Source organism: Lachnoclostridium sp. An169 (genome assembly GCF_002160525.1).
Lineage (GTDB): Bacteria > Bacillota > Clostridia > Lachnospirales > Lachnospiraceae > Mediterraneibacter > Mediterraneibacter cottocaccae.
Map to the genome: position 1 here is coordinate 1 of NZ_NFKT01000016.1, position 18,897 is coordinate 18,897.

An 18,897-nucleotide genomic window follows, 5' to 3' on the forward strand; every position below is an offset into this window, starting at 1 on the left:
ATTACCAGAAGCAGAAGCGTAAAGTGGCAAGACGCCATGAAAAGGTCAGAAACCAGAGGAAGGATTATCTTCACAAGCTCAGCTTCAGACTGGCAGAGGAATATGATGCTATAGCAGTGGAGAATCTGAATCTGAAAGCAATGAGCCGGAGCCTGAACTTCGGGAAAAGTGTGTTGGATAATGGATACGGGAGCTTTCTGAACATGCTGTCCTATAAGCTGGAAGAACGGGGAAAGGTACTCGTAAAGACAGACCGGTTCTATCCCTCTAGCAAGAAGTGCAGCAAATGCGGGAAGGTGAAAGAAAGACTGGAATTATCCGAGCGGACCTATCATTGCAGCTGTGGAAATCATATGGACAGGGATGTAAACGCGGCAATCAATATCCGGGAGGAAGGAAAGCGGTTATTATGCGCATAACTGCGCGGAAAAAGATGTCTGTATCCGGACAATAAAAGAACCGCCGGGCCGGCGGGGATAGCCTGTTGATACTTAGCCCGTTGGGGCTAATGAGCAGGAAGCTCCCACTTCAAACCGTCAGGTTAAGTGGCGGGAGGAGGTCACAGTGGGAAACATGGAAGTGAAGAACCGCATCGGTATGTCACCCATGGGAACAAACTCCGCTTTTACAAACGGAAGGAAAGACGCACAGGGGATCGATTATTTTATTGAGAGGGCGAAAGGCGGCGCAGGCATCATTTTCATGGGATGCCAGATGCTCAACGAGAAGATCGCCCAGGAATCTATGGAGGGCTACCTGGATTCCTATACGGTACTCCCGTTTCTGACTTCGGTTTGTGACGGCATGCACAGATATGGGACGAAGATCGTCTGTCAGGTGAGCCCGGGAACCGGAAGAAATGCTTTCCCGGATACTTGATCGACCAGTTCATGTCCCCGGTATGGAACTTAAGGACAGACGAGTACGGCGGAAGCCCGGAGAACTGTGCAAGGTTCCCGGTGGAGATTGTCCAGGCGATCAAGAGCGTGGTCGGAAATTCCATGCCGGTTATCTTCCGTATTTCCCTGGATCACCGCTTCCCGGGCGGACGGACAATGGAGGACAGCCTGAAGCTTCTGAAGATCCTGGAAGCGGCAGGCGTGGATGCATTTGACGTGGATGCGGGCTGTTATGAGACGCTAGATTACATATTGACAAAATGGTATACCGTACAGCTTGAGAAGCTGAATGTGGATGTGCGGCTGAATACGGCAATTACCGGAGACGAGGATATTCTTGCAGAGTGCGACAGGATTATTGTGGGCTGCGGAGCAGTTCCGGTGATGCCCGCCATCCCGGGAATTGACGGGGAGAATGTCATCTCTGTTTTGGATGCGCATAGGGATCTTGACAGGATCAAAGGCGACAATATCGTGGTCTGCGGCGGCGGTGCGTCGGGGTTGGACTGCGCCCTGGAACTGGCGTCCGAGATGGGCAGAAAGGTGACGGTTGTGGAGATGCTTCCACAGTGCGGAAAAGATGTATTCTTCATCAACCAGATCACACTGTTCCGGAAACTGGAGGAGTCAGGCGTCACACTGATGACGGACACGAAAGTCGTGGCGATGGACGAGAGCGGCCTCACAGTGGAAGGAAAAGACGGAGAACAGAAGAAGATTGCGGCGGATACGATTATCGCGGCATTCGGCATGCGCCAGGATCTGTCTGTGGTAGATAAGATCAAGGAAAAATATCACATCAAGACGAGAGTCGTGGGAGACAGCGCACGGATCGGCAAGATCGGCGAGGCTGTGAGAGACGGATTCTACGCGGCGACAAGTCTGTGAGAGAGACAAGCCTGTAAACTGTAAAAAAGAGGTTACTGGAGAATACAAAAAACGGTCAATGAACATTGCTTTTACATGGAACCGGGAGCAGGGCAGCCCGCAGGAGGAGAAAAAACCTTCTGCGGGCTGTGAGTTATTTTTCGATACTTTGGCACTTTAAAAATCGGTGATTTGGCACTATTTTTTTTCGGAAGCTTTGCAGAAATCAGTCTGCTTCATACAATCTGTTTTGCTTCCGACTTTTCTTCCGGATCGTCATCTTCCGCCTTTCTCCTTCCTCTCATCATCAAAACTGCCGCCAGAATAAAAATACCATACCCGGCAACCGCAAATGCAGACGCCTCCACGCCGAAATCTCCTCCCGTGACCAGAAAATCCCGGCTGGTTAAGACATAATTGAAAATATACAGGTCATTTTTCTCCGTACCGATGTAGAATATCCCTCCGACCAGAAGGATATTCCACACCGCATGCATAAGTGCGCTGTTCCAGATACTTCTGCTCTCCAGCGTAACAAGAGAAAACAGGATCCCGGTCAGGCTTCCGGCGATGAGAAGCTGGAGGATACTGGGAAGATCCAGATAGGCACCGATTACATGGGAAAGTGCAAAGATTACAGATGGAACAAGAACGGCAGCGACTTTATTCCAACGCTTTTCCAGAGCAGTCATGATGATTCCCCGGAAAGTGATCTCTTCCACGATCCCCACTGCGATCCCGTAAAACAGTACTGCGTCTGCAACTGTATAGATCAATTCTCCCATATTCATGTCAGTTATAATCCATCTGCCGGAAGTCTGAGTGACCATCAGGATGACGAGAAGAGGCATGACCGCTGACGAGACTGCCCATATTGGTCTGACGGATACCGGGAAAGTGATCCGACAGCCCGAAAGAGAAGTTTTTAATATTTTTTTGCTGATAAGATTTATGAAGATCAATGCCGCTGCCACATAAAGGATGGCGGAGATAACACTGGATATGATAGAACCGGTTATGGTCCCCGCCACAGACTCTGCTGCAGTTCCTGCCGTAGTTCCCAACACAGTGCTGACTGCATTTCCCGCAGCCTGCCCCGCCAGAAGTGCGAGAAGCTGTGCGGCAATCAGGGCAAAAAAAGACAAAATGCACCCGCCCACAGCTCGTGCTGTAGTAATCTGTTTCTGATTTTCTGTTTTCATTTCTTTTATTCTCCGTATTTTTTGATAAATTTTCTGAAATATAGACGATGCCTGCCCAACGCAGCAGAGCAGGCAATATGCTGAAAAGCTTATGACGGATTCTGCTGCGGTCGCTCCAAAGGAAAACGGATTTCAACCATAAAGGTATTCCCTTCAAGATCTGCATGGATCTCCCCGCCCATTCTTTCGACGAGTCCTCCGGCAATAGAGAGACCAAGTCCGGCAGACGTGTGTGTCCGGGCAGAATCAGCTTTGTAAAACCGGGTAAATACCTGTGATATATCGATCTCCTCCGGATGTTCTGTATTGTTGGAACAGCGGAAGAAGGCGATTCCGTCTTTTTCTCCCAGGGTGAGCGAGATGGAGGAACTGCCGTGTACCAGGGCATTTTTAATCATATTCTGCATGGCGCGGCGTATGGCTTCCGCATTTCCGAGGATAAAGAGATGACCTTCACAGAAATCGATCTGCGGTTCGATTCCTTTCTTCTGAAATTCATCGTAGAAGGAAAAGGTTGTGTCGAACGCGCAGCCGGCAAAGTCAGTTCTCTCCAGATCCATCTCATACCCGGCGTCCTGAAGCCGGGCGTAGGTGAAGAGCTCTTCCAGCATATCCTTCAGACTTGCGATACGGGACTGGATGATGGCAGTATATTTCCGGTGTTCTTCCTCCGACCCGCTTGTGCTCAGGAGCTGAAAATATCCGTCCAGGGAGGTCAGGGGAGTGCGGATATCGTGGGAGAGATTGGTGACGGTTTCCCGAAGCTGCGCCTCTTCCTTCTGCGTCTCCCTGCGGTTCTCTTTTTCACGGTCCAGTACGTCGTTGACCGAATCGATCAGATCGTTGAATTCCGGGAGGGGCAGATCTGAGGTGAGCCGCAGATTGGTCTGATTGTTTTTCAGAAAATCCAGCTGCCGGATGATTTTGCGGATCTGCCTGCGGCAGAGGATTAAAAGGATAATGGAAATAATCGCCGCTGCAGTTGCGGCCAGCGCCCAGATCAGCATAGAAGTCCCTCCTGTATGTTTCGTGTTCTGCAAGATAATTTCTTAGATCCGTGGATGAATTCCACGGATAAATTTTGTGGCTGCATACCGCAGATACTTCTGAAAAAAGGGCTTTAACGTACATCCCTTTTCTGCATGACAGTCATGGCCGCTGCCGCTGATACAATGAGGAAAACTAATCCCACTGCCACGGCGCGCAGCATGGTTCCGGCCGGTGCGCCGATCCCTGCCATCTGAATATTCCCTTCCAGCATATAAAGGCTGAGGTTGAAATCTTTCCCGGGCAGGATGCTGCTGATTCCCCGGCTGATCAGGGCGTAGACAGAAAACAGCACGCCGAGGACCATGAGGATCCCCGCTGTCATACCGAAGGCGGAGCTTCTGGTCAGAGTACACAGAAGGAGAATCAGCGCGCAGAACCCCATGTTCAGCAGGTACTGCGTTCCCAGGCAGGCAAGAAGGTCTGAGAAAGAGCCTGCGACAATCCGCCCATGCCAGAAGATCTCTCCGGAGAGCAGAGTTGACAGGATAAATACTGCCATGATAAACAGCACCTGGACCGCGCACGCAGCAAGCTTGGATAATATAAGAATTCCGCGGTTGGACAGCTGTCCGGCGATGTTTTTGACGTAGCCGTTTCTCTGTTCTGCGTTTACGAATACTGCGGTGAAAATGATGCACAGAAGCGCCAGAATTCCGCTCTGTATCTGTGTGCCTACCAGCTCTCCGGCGTCGATGTCTCCATTTACCCAGTTCGGGTCTGTCACGGAATAGAGTCCGATCTGCAGATCCTCCGGGGCGCTTTCGGCAGCGGGGGCTTCATCAAACATTTCCTCCAGGTAGGCAGGATCCTCCGCCATGGATTCTATATCGATGTTTACCATGGAAACGCAGAAAAGCGCGGCTCCCGCGGTAAACAGCAGGACGATCCAGGTTGAGAGGGAGTGAAACATGCGGTAGAGATCCATTTTTATCAGATTAAGCATTGCGGTCACCTCCTGTGAGATTTAAGTAGTAGTCTTCCAGAGCTTCATTTTTCACGGTAATGCCCATGGTGCGGATCTGATTTTCCGCCAGTGCCATGGTAATTTCACCGCTGTCACCCAGCCGCTCGAAGATGTGGATGGTATCCGGGTCCACGACTTTGTACCGGGTGATTCCCATCCGTTCCAGCACGGTGCAGGCTTTCCGGGTATCGTCTGTCTTTAACTCGATCCGCTCACTGCATCTTTCCAGCAGTTCCTCGCGCGTGAGCTCCTGGAGCAGCACACCGTCGTGGATGATGCCGTAGCGGGTGGCGATCTTTGAAAGTTCCTCCAGAATATGACTGGAGATAATCAGGGTGATATTCCGCTCACGGTTGAGGCAGGACAGAGTGTCGCGGATCTCCGCGATCCCCTGGGGGTCAAGTCCGTTGATGGGCTCATCCAGGACGACCAGGTCCGGATCTCCCACAAGAGCCAGGGCGATACCGAGGCGCTGCTTCATACCGAGGGAGAAGTTCTTTACTTTTTTCTTTCCCGTATCTGCAAGTCCTGCGATATGGAGAAGCTCCTCCACCTCATTTTTCCTGCGGACGCCCATTGCCAGACATTTCAGGCGGAGATTGTCAGCCGCGGACATATTCGGATAGACGCCGGGAGACTCGATCAGAGTTCCCACGCGGGAGAGATATCTGCAGGCTTCTTTTCCGCGCGCGCCGAACAGAGTAAAATCCCCCTCCGTCGGGGACGCCAGCCCGCTGATCAGCCTGAGGAGCGTGGTCTTTCCCGCTCCGTTGCGGCCGATCAGCCCGTAGATGTCGCCCTGACGGATGTGGATATTCACGGAATTTACCGCTTTATGCCTGCCGTACTGTTTGGTCAGGCTGTTTGTACTTAACAAGTATTCCATCATGTATGCCTCCTTTGCTTTACGTTCTTTATCTTATCTGTCAACCTCTAAAAAAGCGCAAAGCAAAGTTTAAGAAATGTTAAAGATCATTTCTTCAGCCGGAAGCCGATCCCCCATACGGTTTCAATATATTCTTCTTCCGTAACCGCCTTCAGCTTTTTCCGGATATTGCTGATATGTACGTTTATGGTCTTATCTTCACCGATGTAAATATCATCCCAGGCATAGTCGTAAATGTCCTGTTTGGAAAATACTTTGTTCGGGTGGAGCAGGAGAAGTTCCAGGATCTTGAACTCCTGCCTTGTCAGGTCGAGCGGTTTCCCGCAGACCGATACAGAATAGGAATCCATATGAAGTTCCATTTCCTTAAAGGTGAGGACATCCGCCTCCGGTGAACCGCTCCCGGATAAATCTCTGGCAAAGCGCCGGATCTGCACTCCCACCCGGGCGATGAGCTCCTGGATGTCAAAGGGTTTCGTGAGATAGTCTTCCGCCCCGGAAGTCAGAAGGTTCACCTTGCTGTCAATGCTGTCCTTTGCGGAAATCACAATAACAGGAATGTCCTGCTTTGCCCGGATCTTCGGGAGCAGATCCTCGCCGTTTAATCCCGGAAGCATGAGATCCATGATCACCAGGGAAAAGGGCTCTCTCTCAATATACAGAAGTCCTTCCGTGCCGGAAAACGCCTGGGTGGATTCATACCCTGCTTTTTTCAGGGCTTCGGCTGTCATGTTGTTGATGTCGGTGTCATCTTCGATGATTAAGATTTTATTCAATGGGGAGTCTCCTTCCGGTTACAGTTTCCCGTGCATTTTCAGCAGCTGAATCAGCATCTTATCCCGGTATTCTTCCAGAGATTCCCGGGTGTTTCCGGTCTCGGGAGCCCGGTTTTTCAGCTCCTCGTTCACTCCGTCCTGCGCTACCTGCGCCCACTCCTTCGGAAATTCCTTCCAGTCAGCCATGTCGTTGAGCCAGAGGGTGATAGAGTCGTTCAGGTGGTTCATCAGACCGGATACGCCGCCTTTGCCGCCGCCCAGTTCAAACACAAGAGAGGGTCCCATGATCCCCCAACGGATACCCGGACCGAAAGTGACCGCTTTATCCGCATCCTCCACTGTGCAGACTCCGTTCATCACCAGATTGCACACTTCACGGTAGAGCGCCATCTGCAGCCGGTTGCAGATGAATCCGAGGGCTTCTTTCTGCAGGACCACAGGCTCATTTCCGATTTCCTTATAAAATGCCTTCGCTCTTTCCACTGCGCTGTCACAGGTCTTATCGCCCTTCGTGATTTCAACAAGGGGAATGAGGTGAGGCGGATTGTAGGGGTGGCCGCCGACGAAACGCTCCGGATGTTCTGCATATTTTGCAATCTCTGTGACAAGCAGACCCGAGGTGGAACTTGCGATTACCGTATCTGCAGGAGCGTACTTCTCGATCTCCTTTACGAGCTCGTGCTTTACCTCATAATGTTCTGCTGAAGATTCCTGGATAAACGCCGCGTCCCGGACTGTTTCCTCAATGGAGGTCGTGTAGTGGATGCGTTCCCTTACTTTCTGTGCATCCTCTTCTGTGAGCACTTCGTTTTTTATCAGTGATTTCAGGCTTTCCTCCACGTTGGCTCTGGCGCCTTCCGAGGATGCTTCACTGCGGTTCCATGCGTAGGTCTCATAGCCCGCCATGGCGAATTTGAGCGCCCAGCTGTAGCCGATAACGCCGCAGCCCACGGAAGCGGCTTTCTTTGTGTCAGTTGACATATGTATCCCTTCTTTCCTGTAATTGGGGCGTGATGTACGGAAAGATCTGTGTACATTACGTTCCAGGGATATTGTAGCGCGGGGGTGAGGGGATGGCAAGGAAAATAAGAGGGGCCGGCGTGATTTACGACTTATCACGCCGGCCCCTGTGGGATTTACATTTCTGGAGCATAATCTGCGGCAATATTTTCTTTCATATCATCCTCCGTAGAATGTTCCTGCACCGGTGCCTGGCTTATGGCAAGCGTATGAAGCCGGTGGCGTCATCCAATTCCATCTCCGCCACAGCGATCCGTTTATGCATCAGGGTACACTTCAAGCTGTTCACCTCATTTCAAAAGGAGTATATCCTTGTTAACTTCCTTTTGTCGAAAAATTTTTATCCATCCTGACTTTTTGCCCTCCTCAGTTGTTATACTCGATAGAAAGGGATAAACGTTTTGAACTTCAACAGACGGGAAAGGAGGATTTTGTGGATATTGATTTTCTTTTGATCAGAAAGATGAAGCAGGGCGACGATGAAGCTTTTGATACATTTGTCCGAAAATATTACGGAGATATCCTGAAATACTGCGGATATCACTGCTCCGATGCGGAGTATGCCGAAGATCTGACGCAGGAGACTTTCGCCAGCTTCTTCACAAAATTGTCTGATTATCGTCATAAAGGAAAAACAAAAAATTATCTGTACACCATAGCAGGAAATCTGTGTAAAAACTATTATAAGCAGCAGAAACCGGCTTCCATTGATGATGAAAAAATGTCAGAAATAGAGGCCTCCGGAGACCAGGAGAAGAAGATCACGGACAAGGTTACGCTGGAATGGGCGCTGGAGCAGCTCCCGGCTGAATTCCGGGAAGTGATTGAGCTGTACTATTTTCAGGAAATGAAACTGACGGAGATCGCAGAACTTCTGGGAATCGGGCTGTCACTGGTAAAATACCGGCTGACGCAGGCCAGAAGCCGCCTGCAGGATTTGCTGGGAAAGGAGGAGACGGAAGAATGAATCTGGATGAACAGCTCAGGGAGTATAAAGGGAAAAAAGAAATGAATCCCAGAGAAGAGAAGATAAGGGAAACGGTTGAGACTTCGAAGGAAAACTTCCTTCATGCCGAAGCGGAGAAAATATTGTCTTACCGCTCTTTCCTGTATATACAGTTCCGGATGATAAAGAAAAGATGGTGGCTCTTCCAGATCCTGGTTCTGGTCGCTTTATGGGCGGTGTTCCCTCTTGCAGACGACGCCCTGTATGCATACAGAAGTATGGGAGTCGCGGCGGCGCTGTTTATTATTCTGATCATTCCGGAACTCTGGAAAAACAGGACAAATCAGTGCATGGAGATCGAATCTGCCACCTATTATTCGCTCCGCCAGGTTTACTCTGCGAGAATGCTGCTGTTTGGCATTGCAGATGTTGCCATTCTCACGGTATTCTGTGCGGCGGCATCCGTCTCGCTGAAATTATCCTTAACGGATCTTCTGATACAGTTTCTGTTTCCCATGGTGGTCACCGCCTGCATCTGTTTTGGCATTTTGTGCAGCAGACGGGCGTTCAACGAAGTGATCGCCATCGGAATGTGTATGATCTGGAGCGCTCTCTGGTGGTTTGTCCTGCTGGATGAAAAGCTCTACGCTGCCATCACGATTCCTGTATGGGTCACACTTTTTGGTATTGCTCTGATATTTATGGTATTTACTGCATACCGGTCCGTCCGTCAGTGCAGTAAGATATGGGAGGAAAACACAGATGGAACTGAAAATGATTAATCTCACGAAACAATTCGGCGATTTTACGGCAGTCGACCATATGAATCTCACCATGACAAACGGGGTCTATGGTCTGCTCGGTGTAAACGGCGCCGGAAAAACGACTCTTATGAGGATGATCTGCACGCTGCTGCAGCCTACCGGAGGGAGGATCATCTGCAACGGGAAAGATGTTTTTAAAATGGGGGCAGATTACCGCAGGCTGCTGGGATATCTGCCTCAGGATTTCGGATTTTATCCGGAGTTTACGGTGAAAGATTATCTCCTTTACATTGCGGCATTGAAAGGGCTCCGGCCGGCGGTGGCAAAAAGGCGCGTGCGGGAACTGACTGCAAAGGTCGGTCTTTCCAAAGCGGCGAACAAAAAAATGAAAAAGCTGTCCGGCGGAATGAAGCGCAGGGCGGGAATCGCACAGGCGATGCTGAACGACCCGAAGATCCTGATTCTGGACGAACCTACGGCAGGTCTGGATCCAAATGAAAGAATCCGTTTTCGGAATCTGATCAGCGAACTTTCCGAGGACCGGCTGGTGCTGCTTTCCACACATATTGTGTCTGATGTGGAGTATATCGCCAACGAGATCTGGCTGATGAAGGACGGACGGCTTCTTCATCAGGGCACATCCGATGAACTGATCGGTTCCATGGAGGAAAATGTGTGGAAGTGTTATGCGGCAAAATCGGATGTTCCGGCGTTGATGAAGCGGTATAAGATTTCCAATATCAAATCCGAAGCCCATGGCGTGGAATTAAGGATTATCTCCGGAGAAAAGCCCCTGCCGGATGCGGTTATGGAGGAGGCAAATCTGGAGGATGTATTTCTGTATTATTTCGGAGAAAAGGCGGGTGTTCATGATGCTGTTATTTGAAATAAAAAAAGTTCTTTCAAAACCTTTAAATAAAGCTGCCCTTCTGATCCTGGCGGCAGTTCTGATCATAGGGAGTATTCTGACTATAAGAGATGTGAAGTATATTGATGCGGACGGAAATTCATCCGCAGGCATATCGGCGGCCAGAAGTCTGCGGGCAGAAAAGAATCAGTACAAAGGATATCTGACTGAGGATGTCATAAGGCAGGTCATTGAGGAAAATGCGGCGGTTTCCGCTTCCCCGGAAGCGCAGTCGGAAGATGCGCAGGAGAACAATAAGGCTGCTGCAGAGGCGCAGGGATTTGCCGATATCCGGGAGATGATCAACCTTGCCTTTGGAGAAATGGAAAATTATGACTACTACAGAATCAACAGTGTATCGGAGGACGAGGCGGGGAGCTTTTATGAGCAGAGAATTGCCGGGCTGAAAGACTATCTGAACAGCGATGATGTAACAGACAGTTTCACGGAAGAAGAAAAAGAATGGCTGATTAATAAGTATGAGAGTCTGGATACACCTCTGTACTATGAGTATGCGGATGGATGGAAGGCGCTGATGGATTCCCAGTATCTTCCCACACTGATGATGATTACGGTTCTGATTACCGGATTTCTGGTATCCGGAATCTTCTCCGATGAATTTGCCTGGAAAGCAGACTCGATTTTCTTTTCCGCAAGACTGGGGAGGGGAAAGGCCATTCTCTCCAAAATGGGCGCGGGTTTTCTGATCACAACTGTCCTGTACTGGAGCACGGTGTTCCTGTTTGGCTTTATCGTACTGGCTGTACTGGGATTTGGCGGGGGAAACTGTGCGGTGCAGACCGGGGTGAGCAACTGGAACAGTATCTACAATATTACGTATTTTCAGGATTATCTGCTCAGTACCGCCGGCGGATACGTGGGAAGCCTGTTTATTACAACACTCGCCATGCTGGTCTCCGCAAAAACCCGTTCCACGGTATTTGCAATCACGGTCCCGTTTATACTGACCTGCGTTCCGCCTTTTGTGGGACGGCTGGAAGCCTTTGCACGGATCATGACACTGTTTCCGGACCAGCTTCTGTCCATCAATAAAAATCTGGAAGATTTCAGCCTCTACCATATCGGCGGCGGTATATTCGGCGGGGTAACAGTCATCATCCCGCTGTACCTGATCCTGTTCTGCCTGGTATTTCCGGTTCTGTTCCTTGTATACCGGAGAACGCAGATCAGGTAGCAGGAGATATCCGTTCTACACTTCTTTTTCTGTAAAACCTTCTGCAAAGGGTCCCGGAAGGGCGTTCAATCCGCGGGGATCACCAAAGTAATCTCTGTTGAAGATGATCGCTCTTCCGTCCGGCTCTTCGAAGCGCTGCTCCGGTTCAAAGGCTTTCCCGAGAGTATCGCTGTCGATTATGCCGGTGGTCCAGTTTTTCAGGAGTTCGTAGACATTTGTCTCAATATAATACTTCCCGTTCTTTTCTGTGAGCTTTACACAGGCTTTCACATCATCGGAAGCGATAAATTTTTCTTTTTCGTTCTTCCAGTTCACTGCACCGTTGAAATATGCGTTCCCGTTGATCCATACAGGAAGCTTTCCGAAATGATAGTCCTGCATCGCGCCCATATCAGGCTGGGGATTCTCCAGTTCAAAGGGGACGATCCACTCGTCGTAGGTCGGGTAATCGTCAAATACCCCTGTTCCCTGCACTTTGGTGTCATACTTGACGAATCCCATATCTTCTGTTTCTTCCGCCGGTTTTACCGGCCAGTTCTGGATAAAGATATTGTTGTATATACGGTCGTCGCCGTGGAGGATCGTCATCATTCCCGCAACCTCTGTCCTGTGGCGGATGTGATAAGGCGTATATCTGGGAGTCATGGTTCCGTCTTTCAAAGCCATGTCCGTACCGCTTCCGATCGAATTCATTGCGCCGAGGGACAGGTTGTGGACCAGTGCGCAGCCCTGGGTGGCGAGTTGGAATGACACCCTGGAAAGAGAGATATTATTGTCAATCAGAGTCGGACCGTGGCTGACTTCCACGAATACATCACAGCTTGACATTCCGCCCGGGACAAGGGGAATCTTTTCATCCGGGGCATGGTTGTCGTGGAAGAGGTTCTGGGAGATCCGTGTTCCCTGTGCCTGCCAGTCGCACCAGACCCCGATCGTCGAATGATGGATGTGGTTCCTCCGGATCGTGACATCGATCGCCGCGTGGAGCTTGATCCCTGCCACCTCGGCCCCGGCCAGCTCCTGCATACAGTTGATATGGTGGATATGGTTGTCTTCTATGGTGGAGAAAACTCCGCCCATCCTTCCCACAATTCCTGTCTGCTCACAGTGGTGGATATGGCACCGGCGCACGATGTGGCTTCCGATGCGCTCTTTCGTCCAGCCGTGATACTGCCCCCTGCACACGGCGTCCCGCTCCATCTGTGTCGGACTTTTTACATGTTTTCTTGTGAAATAGTGATCATTTTCCGGGTCATAATATTTCCCCAGGGAGATGCCGCAGCATCTGCTGTTGCTGATCTCGCAGTCTTCGATGATCCAGCCCTTCGACCAGTGGGGACCGATCATGCCGTCCTGGTACGCCGCAGGCGGAGCCCATGTGGTTGCGGCCTTATTGATGTTAAAACCGCTTACCGTGATATATCCGATCTCTGTCCTGGAAGGCATGAAGCAGTTGCGCCGGACATTGATCTCCACATCTTCCTCATTTGGATTCTTTCCCTGGAAGTTTGCGTAGATCACGGTTCTGTTCTCTTCTGTGTCCTGTTCGGTATACCATTTGTATACAGACCATTCCGGCTCCCAGGAGTGGATATAGGTCTCGCCTTTTATGCACTCCTCCAGTGTCTGCGTCTCATAGAACTGGCGCCCGTTCAGGTAGACTGCGCCCGTGTGCCTTACAAACGGTCCGAAATACCAATCCCCCATGATCAGTGTGGTGTAAGGGTTATATGCGCCGAATATCCCGTTGTCCACACAGAGCATCCATACATTACCCTGAAAGTGCTGCCAGCCTTCCGCCTTTTCCGCTCCTGTGATGACAGCTCCCAGAGGGATCTCGCTTCTGTATGTGATCCTTGCATCCTCACGTCCGGCATTTCGCGGGTCTACATATTCGCGGTAGACGCCGGGGGCAACGACTACTTCATCGCCGGGGCATGCAGCCCGGGCTGCGTCGTTTATATGCTTATAAGGATACTCCCTGCTTCCGTTCCCGTCTTTTCCTGCGTTGACATCTACATAGATAACCATGGACATTTTCCTCCTTGTTCTTCGTATTTTTCCTGCTGTTTCATGTCAGGGATAAAACAGTCAGGGCTAAACGCGCTTGATGTGCCTTCGGGCTTATTATATAATCGTGATATAAGTTAAATAATATCGGAAATAGAAAAGGAATACATAAAATGTATCTGAAATCGACTTTTACCAAAGAGGAAAACACCAGGGAGCAGGATGATATCTCCGGGAGAAGGATCATCCGGGCAGACGACATGAATTATACGCATCTGATCCTTCACGATGAGGATGGCTCCGTATATCAGTCCTTTGATATAAACATGCCCTATCTTATTCTGTACAAATCTGTGGATGTGAGAGCGGATACTTATGTTTATCAGGAATTCAGTGAAAACTCCAAGGTACTGACAGGATCGTCATATGCAGAATTCATAGCTGCCACGGAGACGGAAAAACAGCATTTTCACAATTTTTATGAGCTGACTTTCGTACTTTCCGGAGAACTGACGATGAAGATCGAGGACGAATTTGTCGTCTATCATCAGGGAGACTGCTGTCTGTGCAACAAAAATATCCATCATCTCGAGTTTATGGAAAAAAATGCGGAGATCTTGCTAGTCCTGATGAAAGAAGAGTACATCCATGACGTCTTTGACAGAAATTACTATTATGACCGTCTGGGCAATCCGCATCCGATCAGGACGGTATTTGATGTGTTCTTCTCAAACAACCGGAAAAATCCGATGTACGACGCAAAAGTGTATGCAGATTACAGATGTAAAAATGCGGAATTTTTAGAGTCTGCTCTGGGGATCGTCAATCAGATGATCACGGAGATCGCGGGGACGGGATCCGGCAAATGCCACATGATGAAAGCTCTGCTGTGCCGTTTTTTTGAGATGCTGGAGGACAGCCGCATCTACCGCGGGGAAGTACACCGGGCAAAGCTTTCAAACGAGGAACAGGTCATCTGGAAGATCACCGAGGCGTACAGAAAAAAAGACGGACTATTTTCCCGGGGAGAGATCGAGCAGATCACCGGCTATCACGGAGATTACGTGGAGAGGATCGTAAAGAAGCTTACCGGAAAGACCCTTCTTGCGTTCGGAAGAGAGTTCCTCGTCCAGAAAGCCGCAGTGCTGTTAAAAGACACGGATCTGAGCATTGAAGAGATATGCGGAAAGATGGGCTACTCCAACCGTTACTATTTCAACCGCATATTCGCAGAAAAATATGGCATGACCCCATCCGAATTCCGGCGCCATTCTGCATAGTTATAAAAAGAAAAAATAAAGAAGAGAACTTGCATTTTTATTTATAATTGCATATAATATAGATGTGAAAGGAGTGTTGGATATGGCACAGACAGTAAACGTGAATTTTAAACTGGATTCTGATGTAAAAAAGAGCATGGAACAGGTTTGCTCTGAATTGGGGCTTTCCATGAGTGCAGCATTTACGATATTTGCGAAAAAAGTCGGAAGAGAGAAACGGATTCCCTTTGAGGTTTCAGTCGACCCGTTCTATTCAGAAAGCAATATTCGTTATCTGGAACAGAAAATGGCAGACTATAAAGCCGGACGGTTAAAGTTGGCGGAGCATGAACTGATAGAGGAGTAGTCTGCAGATGAAGAAATTGCAATGGGATTTTGATGCATGGGAGGATTATATTTATTGGCAGGCGCAGGACAAGAAAATTCTGAAAAGGATAAATCAACTAATAAAAGATGTTGTGCGTAGTCCGTTTGAAGGAATAGGCAAGCCGGAACCGTTGAAGGGGAAGCTTTCCGGCTTTTGGAGCAGACGTATCGATGGAGAACACAGACTGGTTTATGTGGTGGAAGATCATGCGGTTTTGATAATCTCATGCCGAGGACACTACGACGATTAGAGGACGGCTATCCGTCCTCTTTCCATCTTGTAAATATCCGGTTTCTTTTCCTATCTGCGCCGTTGCCCAGGCAGAAGAGCCCCATGCTGCCATGAAGGCCCGTAGTGGAGCGCCGGTCCTTGGACCGCGTCCTTTGCGGTCCTATGTACCGCTGCGCTCCGCTCCCGAGCGAAAGCGCGGCCGCCGTGGCAGTATGGGGCTCTTCTGCCGGAAACTTCGCACAGTTGTGAAAAGTGACCGGATTTCCCCTTTTTCATTGCCCATCCGCTTCAAACATGGTATATTAATAGCAGGTGTTGTATTATTTACACAAAAAATATAAAAAGAAAGTAGTAGGAGTGGTTAAAATGTATCAGGAAGATTATAAGCGCTGGATGGAAGCAGACCTGGAAGACCCGGATCTGAACCCGGAATTATCCCGGATCGAAGGAAATGACGATGAGATCAAAGAGCGTTTTGCTGTGGCGCTGAAATTCGGAACAGCAGGACTCAGAGGCGTTCTTGGAGCAGGTACGAACCGGATGAACATCTATGTTGTGCGCCAGGCTACACAGGGACTTGCAAACTGGGTAAAGACCCAGGGCGGTACACAGACGGTGGCGATCAGCTATGACAGCCGTATCAAGAGTGATGTATTTGCAAAGAACGCGGCGGGCGTTCTGGCGGCAAACGGGATCAAGGTAAGGATCTACGATGCACTGATGCCTGTTCCGGCACTTTCTTTTGCAACCCGTTACTATAACTGCAATGCAGGAGTTATGGTGACAGCTTCCCATAACCCGGCAAAATACAACGGATATAAAGCATACGGACCGGACGGATGCCAGATGACGGACGACGCGGCAGCGATCGTTTACGATGAGATCCAGAAGACGGACGTGCTGACAGGTGCAAAATACATGTCATTCGCACAGGGCGTTGAGGAAGGTCTGATCCGCTTTGTGGGCGACGACTGCAAGAGAGCGCTTTATGATGCCATCGAGTCCAGACAGGTTCGTCCGGGTCTCTGCAGGACTGCAGGGCTGAAGCTTGTTTACAGCCCGCTCAACGGTTCCGGTCTCGTGCCTGTGACACAGGTATTAAAAGACATCGGCATCACGGATATCACGATCGTTCCGGATCAGGAGTATCCGAACGGCTACTTTACAACATGCAGTTACCCGAACCCGGAGATCTTCGCAGCTCTGGAGCAGGGACTGAATCTGGCAAAAGAGACAGGCGCGGACCTGATGCTCGCCACAGACCCGGATGCAGACCGTGTGGGTATCGCCATGAAGTGCCCGGACGGCTCCTATGAGCTGGTGAGCGGAAATGAGGTTGGAGTTCTTCTTCTCGATTACATCTGCGCAGGAAGGATCGAGAAAGGTACCATGCCGGAGAATGCGGTGGCAGTGAAATCCATCGTTTCCACTCCGCTTGCAGATGCGATCGCAGAGCACTACGGAGTAGAGCTCAGAAGTGTGCTGACCGGATTCAAATGGATCGGAGATCAGATCGCACAGCTGGAAGAGGCCGGAGAGGTTGACCGTTTTATCTTCGGATTCGAGGAGAGCTACGGATACCTTGCAGGGCCGTATGTACGCGACAAAGACGCTGTCATCGGCTCCATGCTGATCTGCGAGATGGCGGCTTACTACAGAAGTATCGGAAGTTCTCTGAAACAGAGAATGGAAGAGATCTACGCAGAGTACGGACGTTATCTCAACAAGGTTGACAGCTTTGAATTCCCGGGACTCAGTGGAATGGACACGATGGCAGGCATCATGCAGAAACTGCGTGAGGAACCGCTGACAGAGATCGCAGGATACAAGGTAGTATCTGTGACAGACTACACGAAGCCGGAGGAGACAGGTCTTCCGTCGGCAAATGTCCTGATCTACAAGCTGGAGAATAAAGAGACGGTTATCGTCCGCCCGTCCGGAACAGAGCCGAAGATCAAGATCTACTACACGACTCTCGGAAAAGATCTGGATGAGGCGCAGGCTGAGAAGGACAAGCTGGCAGAGGCTATGAAGCCGATCATGGCGTAGGGATACTGTAGAAGCAGGAATGTTGAAGAAGCGGTCTGGAAACAGGCGAAAGTTTTCATAGAAAAGGACAGAAGAAAGAATAAGACCGGGGAGCGTACGGGAATGTCAGATAGTGCGCTCCCCGTTTTTACTTGTATGAAATCCTTATGGATCGGACGGTAAAAAGCTATAACAGTACCGGGAAGGGAATGATCACAAATGGATAGTGTATTTCTGGAAAAGTTGTATGAGTTATTTCAAGTTCCAGTCTCTATTTATGAATTTGGAGAAGAGTATATACAGATGGTAAGACCCAGGCGGTGTCAGGTATCTGTCAGATCAGACCCGTCTTTTGCCGACGGAATTGTAAGTGCAGTAAAGAGCCAGAAATGGCCGGTTTTATTTCTGGAGGAAGAGTTTATTTTCTACGGACTTTTTAAGCAGGAAAAAACCTGTTGTATCTTCGGGCCGGCTGCCAGAAAAACGATCGAACAGGAAAAGATCAGATCATATAAGTACAGGCATCCTGTATTTGCACAGACGGATATTTCATACATCAGTGTAGAGAAGCTTTCCAAACTGCTGGTCATGGCATTTTATCACTTTACGGGGGAAGATGTGGAGTACTATCATTTGCCGCTGGTCACGAAAAACGGGGAGTTCAGCAGATGGACGCCGGAAAGTGATGTGGAGAATTATCAGCTTGAGCAGTCCGAATTTGACAGGGGGCATAACAGTATTGAAACGGAGAACCAGATTCGCCGGATCGTGATGGAAGGCGATATGGAATCTATGAAGAAAATCCTGAGTGCCGATGGATTTGATATGAATAATGTCGGGGCGGTAGCGGAAAATAATGCAAAGCAGTGGGAGTACATGATCGTATCTATGATCGTGCTGTTGTCCCGCGCGGCAATAGAGGGCGGATTGAATCCGGAATTGTCTTATGAGATGTCGGATGTGTACCTGCGGAAGCTGGAAAAGTGTAAGAGCATAGAGGATATGATGCTTCTGGGAATGAAGGCACAATATGAATATACGGAAAAGGTACATGAGGCGAAAGAGCAGCTGAGCCACCTTACCTATATTGAGGAATGTAAGGATTACATTGCAAAAAATCTGAGGAAGCCGTTTAAGGTCGGGGATATCGCGCCGGCGATCGGAGTGAGCAGAAGCTATCTTGCAAGAAAGTTTTCGGAAAGCGAAGGGATGACGATCCAGCAGTATGTGATGAAGGAACGCTGTAAACATGCCGCAAACCTGTTGAAATATTCAAAATATCCGATCTCTATCATATCAGAATATTTTTGCTTCTCCTCTCAAAGCCATTTTGGAAAGCAGTTCAGACATTTTTACGGGATGACCCCGAATGAGTATCGGACACAGAACAGGTACATAGAAAGCTACAGTAAATAGAAGTAAAATTGGTGATAGAATACGAACATTCGTAATATATGGATGCTCGTATTTTTTTTATGCTTCCGTTATCAGGTCTTTTATTTATC

General features: G+C 49.4%; 19 protein-coding genes. 12 read left to right on the forward strand and 7 right to left on the reverse strand.

Annotated elements, in window-relative coordinates:
• The 3 genes from B5F07_RS12100 to B5F07_RS23290 form a co-directional block, all read left to right on the forward strand.
• Positions 1-419, forward strand: a 419-nt coding sequence (locus tag B5F07_RS12100) for an RNA-guided endonuclease InsQ/TnpB family protein (protein ID WP_140398011.1), incomplete at its 5' end; no start/stop codon positions are given.
• Positions 420-573: 154 nt separating this feature from the next.
• Positions 574-879: an oxidoreductase gene (locus B5F07_RS23095; RefSeq protein WP_275533120.1), complete on the forward strand. Its 306-nt coding sequence runs from the start codon at positions 574-576 to the stop codon at positions 877-879.
• Positions 876-1,787, forward strand: a complete 912-nt coding sequence (locus B5F07_RS23290; RefSeq protein ID WP_275533119.1) for an FAD-dependent oxidoreductase — start codon at positions 876-878, stop codon at positions 1,785-1,787. The genes B5F07_RS23095 and B5F07_RS23290 overlap by 4 nt, the downstream gene beginning before the upstream one ends.
• Positions 1,788-2,002: 215 nt before the next feature.
• Here the strand turns inward: B5F07_RS23290 and B5F07_RS12110 are convergent, their stop codons facing one another.
• The 6 genes from B5F07_RS12110 to B5F07_RS12135 all read right to left on the reverse strand — a co-directional run bounded on the left by B5F07_RS12110 (position 2,003) and on the right by B5F07_RS12135 (position 7,625).
• Positions 2,003-2,968: a CPBP family intramembrane glutamic endopeptidase gene (locus B5F07_RS12110; protein WP_087161551.1), complete on the reverse strand. Its 966-nt coding sequence runs from the start codon at positions 2,966-2,968 to the stop codon at positions 2,003-2,005.
• A gap of 89 nt (positions 2,969-3,057) precedes the next feature.
• Positions 3,058-3,975, reverse strand: a complete 918-nt coding sequence (locus B5F07_RS12115; RefSeq protein ID WP_087161552.1) for a sensor histidine kinase — start codon at positions 3,973-3,975, stop codon at positions 3,058-3,060.
• Between the two features lie 113 nt (positions 3,976-4,088).
• Complete coding sequence (locus B5F07_RS12120) at positions 4,089-4,961, reverse strand: ABC transporter permease subunit (protein WP_087161553.1); 873 nt, start codon at positions 4,959-4,961, stop codon at positions 4,089-4,091.
• Positions 4,954-5,871: an ATP-binding cassette domain-containing protein gene (locus B5F07_RS12125; RefSeq protein WP_242972517.1), complete on the reverse strand. Its 918-nt coding sequence runs from the start codon at positions 5,869-5,871 to the stop codon at positions 4,954-4,956. Before B5F07_RS12125 ends, B5F07_RS12120 begins: the two co-directional genes overlap by 8 nt.
• A gap of 83 nt (positions 5,872-5,954) precedes the next feature.
• Positions 5,955-6,644, reverse strand: a complete 690-nt coding sequence (locus tag B5F07_RS12130) for a response regulator transcription factor (RefSeq protein ID WP_087161555.1) — start codon at positions 6,642-6,644, stop codon at positions 5,955-5,957.
• 18 nt (positions 6,645-6,662) lie between these two features.
• A complete protein-coding gene (locus tag B5F07_RS12135) occupies positions 6,663-7,625 on the reverse strand; it encodes a 3-hydroxyacyl-CoA dehydrogenase family protein (protein WP_087161556.1) in 963 nt (320 codons plus the stop codon).
• A 472-nt stretch (positions 7,626-8,097) separates the two neighbouring features.
• On the opposite strand from B5F07_RS12135, the gene B5F07_RS12140 reads away from it, so the two are divergent.
• From B5F07_RS12140 to B5F07_RS12155, 4 genes are read left to right on the forward strand one after another with little or no spacing between them, the layout of a single operon-like run.
• A complete protein-coding gene (locus B5F07_RS12140) occupies positions 8,098-8,631 on the forward strand; it encodes an RNA polymerase sigma factor (protein WP_087161557.1) in 534 nt (177 codons plus the stop codon).
• Positions 8,628-9,392, forward strand: coding sequence for a hypothetical protein (locus B5F07_RS12145; RefSeq protein ID WP_087161558.1), 765 nt, complete (start codon positions 8,628-8,630; stop codon positions 9,390-9,392). Before B5F07_RS12140 ends, B5F07_RS12145 begins: the two co-directional genes overlap by 4 nt.
• The gene (locus tag B5F07_RS12150) at positions 9,373-10,260 is read left to right on the forward strand and encodes an ABC transporter ATP-binding protein (RefSeq protein ID WP_087161559.1); all 888 of its coding nucleotides are present in this window, start codon (positions 9,373-9,375) and stop codon (positions 10,258-10,260) included. Before B5F07_RS12145 ends, B5F07_RS12150 begins: the two co-directional genes overlap by 20 nt.
• Positions 10,244-11,476 (forward strand): hypothetical protein, encoded by a 1,233-nt coding sequence (locus B5F07_RS12155; RefSeq protein ID WP_330397807.1) that lies wholly within the window; start codon positions 10,244-10,246, stop codon positions 11,474-11,476. The genes B5F07_RS12150 and B5F07_RS12155 overlap by 17 nt, the downstream gene beginning before the upstream one ends.
• A 15-nt stretch (positions 11,477-11,491) precedes the next feature.
• Here B5F07_RS12155 and B5F07_RS12160 read toward each other — a convergent pair whose 3' ends face one another.
• On the reverse strand, positions 11,492-13,507 hold the full coding sequence (locus B5F07_RS12160; RefSeq protein ID WP_087161560.1) for a right-handed parallel beta-helix repeat-containing protein: 2,016 nt from the start codon (positions 13,505-13,507) through the stop codon (positions 11,492-11,494).
• Between the two features lie 152 nt (positions 13,508-13,659).
• Here B5F07_RS12160 and B5F07_RS12165 point away from each other — a divergent pair, with 152 nt between their 5' ends.
• From B5F07_RS12165 to B5F07_RS12185, 5 genes are all read left to right on the forward strand, one after another.
• Positions 13,660-14,766 (forward strand): helix-turn-helix domain-containing protein, encoded by a 1,107-nt coding sequence (locus B5F07_RS12165; protein WP_087161561.1) that lies wholly within the window; start codon positions 13,660-13,662, stop codon positions 14,764-14,766.
• An 82-nt stretch (positions 14,767-14,848) separates the two neighbouring features.
• Entirely contained in the window at positions 14,849-15,112 is a 264-nt protein-coding gene (locus B5F07_RS12170) for a type II toxin-antitoxin system RelB/DinJ family antitoxin (RefSeq protein WP_087161562.1), read from the forward strand.
• A 7-nt stretch (positions 15,113-15,119) separates the two neighbouring features.
• Positions 15,120-15,383 carry a Txe/YoeB family addiction module toxin gene (locus B5F07_RS12175; RefSeq protein WP_087161563.1) on the forward strand — a complete coding sequence of 88 codons (264 nt, stop codon included), beginning with the start codon at positions 15,120-15,122 and terminating at the stop codon, positions 15,381-15,383.
• A 347-nt stretch (positions 15,384-15,730) separates the two neighbouring features.
• Positions 15,731-17,413 carry a phospho-sugar mutase gene (locus B5F07_RS12180; protein WP_087161564.1) on the forward strand — a complete coding sequence of 561 codons (1,683 nt, stop codon included), beginning with the start codon at positions 15,731-15,733 and terminating at the stop codon, positions 17,411-17,413.
• A gap of 282 nt (positions 17,414-17,695) precedes the next feature.
• The gene (locus tag B5F07_RS12185; protein WP_162613123.1) at positions 17,696-18,808 is read left to right on the forward strand and encodes a helix-turn-helix domain-containing protein; all 1,113 of its coding nucleotides are present in this window, start codon (positions 17,696-17,698) and stop codon (positions 18,806-18,808) included.
• Positions 18,809-18,897 lie beyond the last annotated feature (89 nt).

Bases quoted from the DNA above. Each gene is read 5' to 3' on its own strand.
- B5F07_RS12170 (WP_087161562.1), top strand. From the start codon at position 14,849: ATGGCACAGACAGTAAACGTGAATTTTAAACTGGATTCTGATGTAAAA.
- B5F07_RS12155 (WP_330397807.1), top strand. From the start codon at position 10,244: ATGATGCTGTTATTTGAAATAAAAAAAGTTCTTTCAAAACCTTTAAAT.
- B5F07_RS12185 (WP_162613123.1), top strand. From the start codon at position 17,696: ATGGTAAGACCCAGGCGGTGTCAGGTATCTGTCAGATCAGACCCGTCT.
- B5F07_RS12150 (WP_087161559.1), top strand. From the start codon at position 9,373: ATGGAACTGAAAATGATTAATCTCACGAAACAATTCGGCGATTTTACG.
- B5F07_RS12120 (WP_087161553.1), bottom strand. From the start codon at position 4,961: ATGCTTAATCTGATAAAAATGGATCTCTACCGCATGTTTCACTCCCTC.
- B5F07_RS12160 (WP_087161560.1), bottom strand. From the start codon at position 13,507: ATGGTTATCTATGTAGATGTCAACGCAGGAAAAGACGGGAACGGAAGC.
- B5F07_RS12175 (WP_087161563.1), top strand. From the start codon at position 15,120: ATGAAGAAATTGCAATGGGATTTTGATGCATGGGAGGATTATATTTAT.
- B5F07_RS23095 (WP_275533120.1), top strand. From the start codon at position 574: ATGGAAGTGAAGAACCGCATCGGTATGTCACCCATGGGAACAAACTCC.
- B5F07_RS12125 (WP_242972517.1), bottom strand. From the start codon at position 5,871: ATGATGGAATACTTGTTAAGTACAAACAGCCTGACCAAACAGTACGGC.
- B5F07_RS12145 (WP_087161558.1), top strand. From the start codon at position 8,628: ATGAATCTGGATGAACAGCTCAGGGAGTATAAAGGGAAAAAAGAAATG.
- B5F07_RS12115 (WP_087161552.1), bottom strand. From the start codon at position 3,975: ATGCTGATCTGGGCGCTGGCCGCAACTGCAGCGGCGATTATTTCCATT.
- B5F07_RS12165 (WP_087161561.1), top strand. From the start codon at position 13,660: ATGTATCTGAAATCGACTTTTACCAAAGAGGAAAACACCAGGGAGCAG.
- B5F07_RS12180 (WP_087161564.1), top strand. From the start codon at position 15,731: ATGTATCAGGAAGATTATAAGCGCTGGATGGAAGCAGACCTGGAAGAC.
- B5F07_RS12135 (WP_087161556.1), bottom strand. From the start codon at position 7,625: ATGTCAACTGACACAAAGAAAGCCGCTTCCGTGGGCTGCGGCGTTATC.
- B5F07_RS12110 (WP_087161551.1), bottom strand. From the start codon at position 2,968: ATGAAAACAGAAAATCAGAAACAGATTACTACAGCACGAGCTGTGGGC.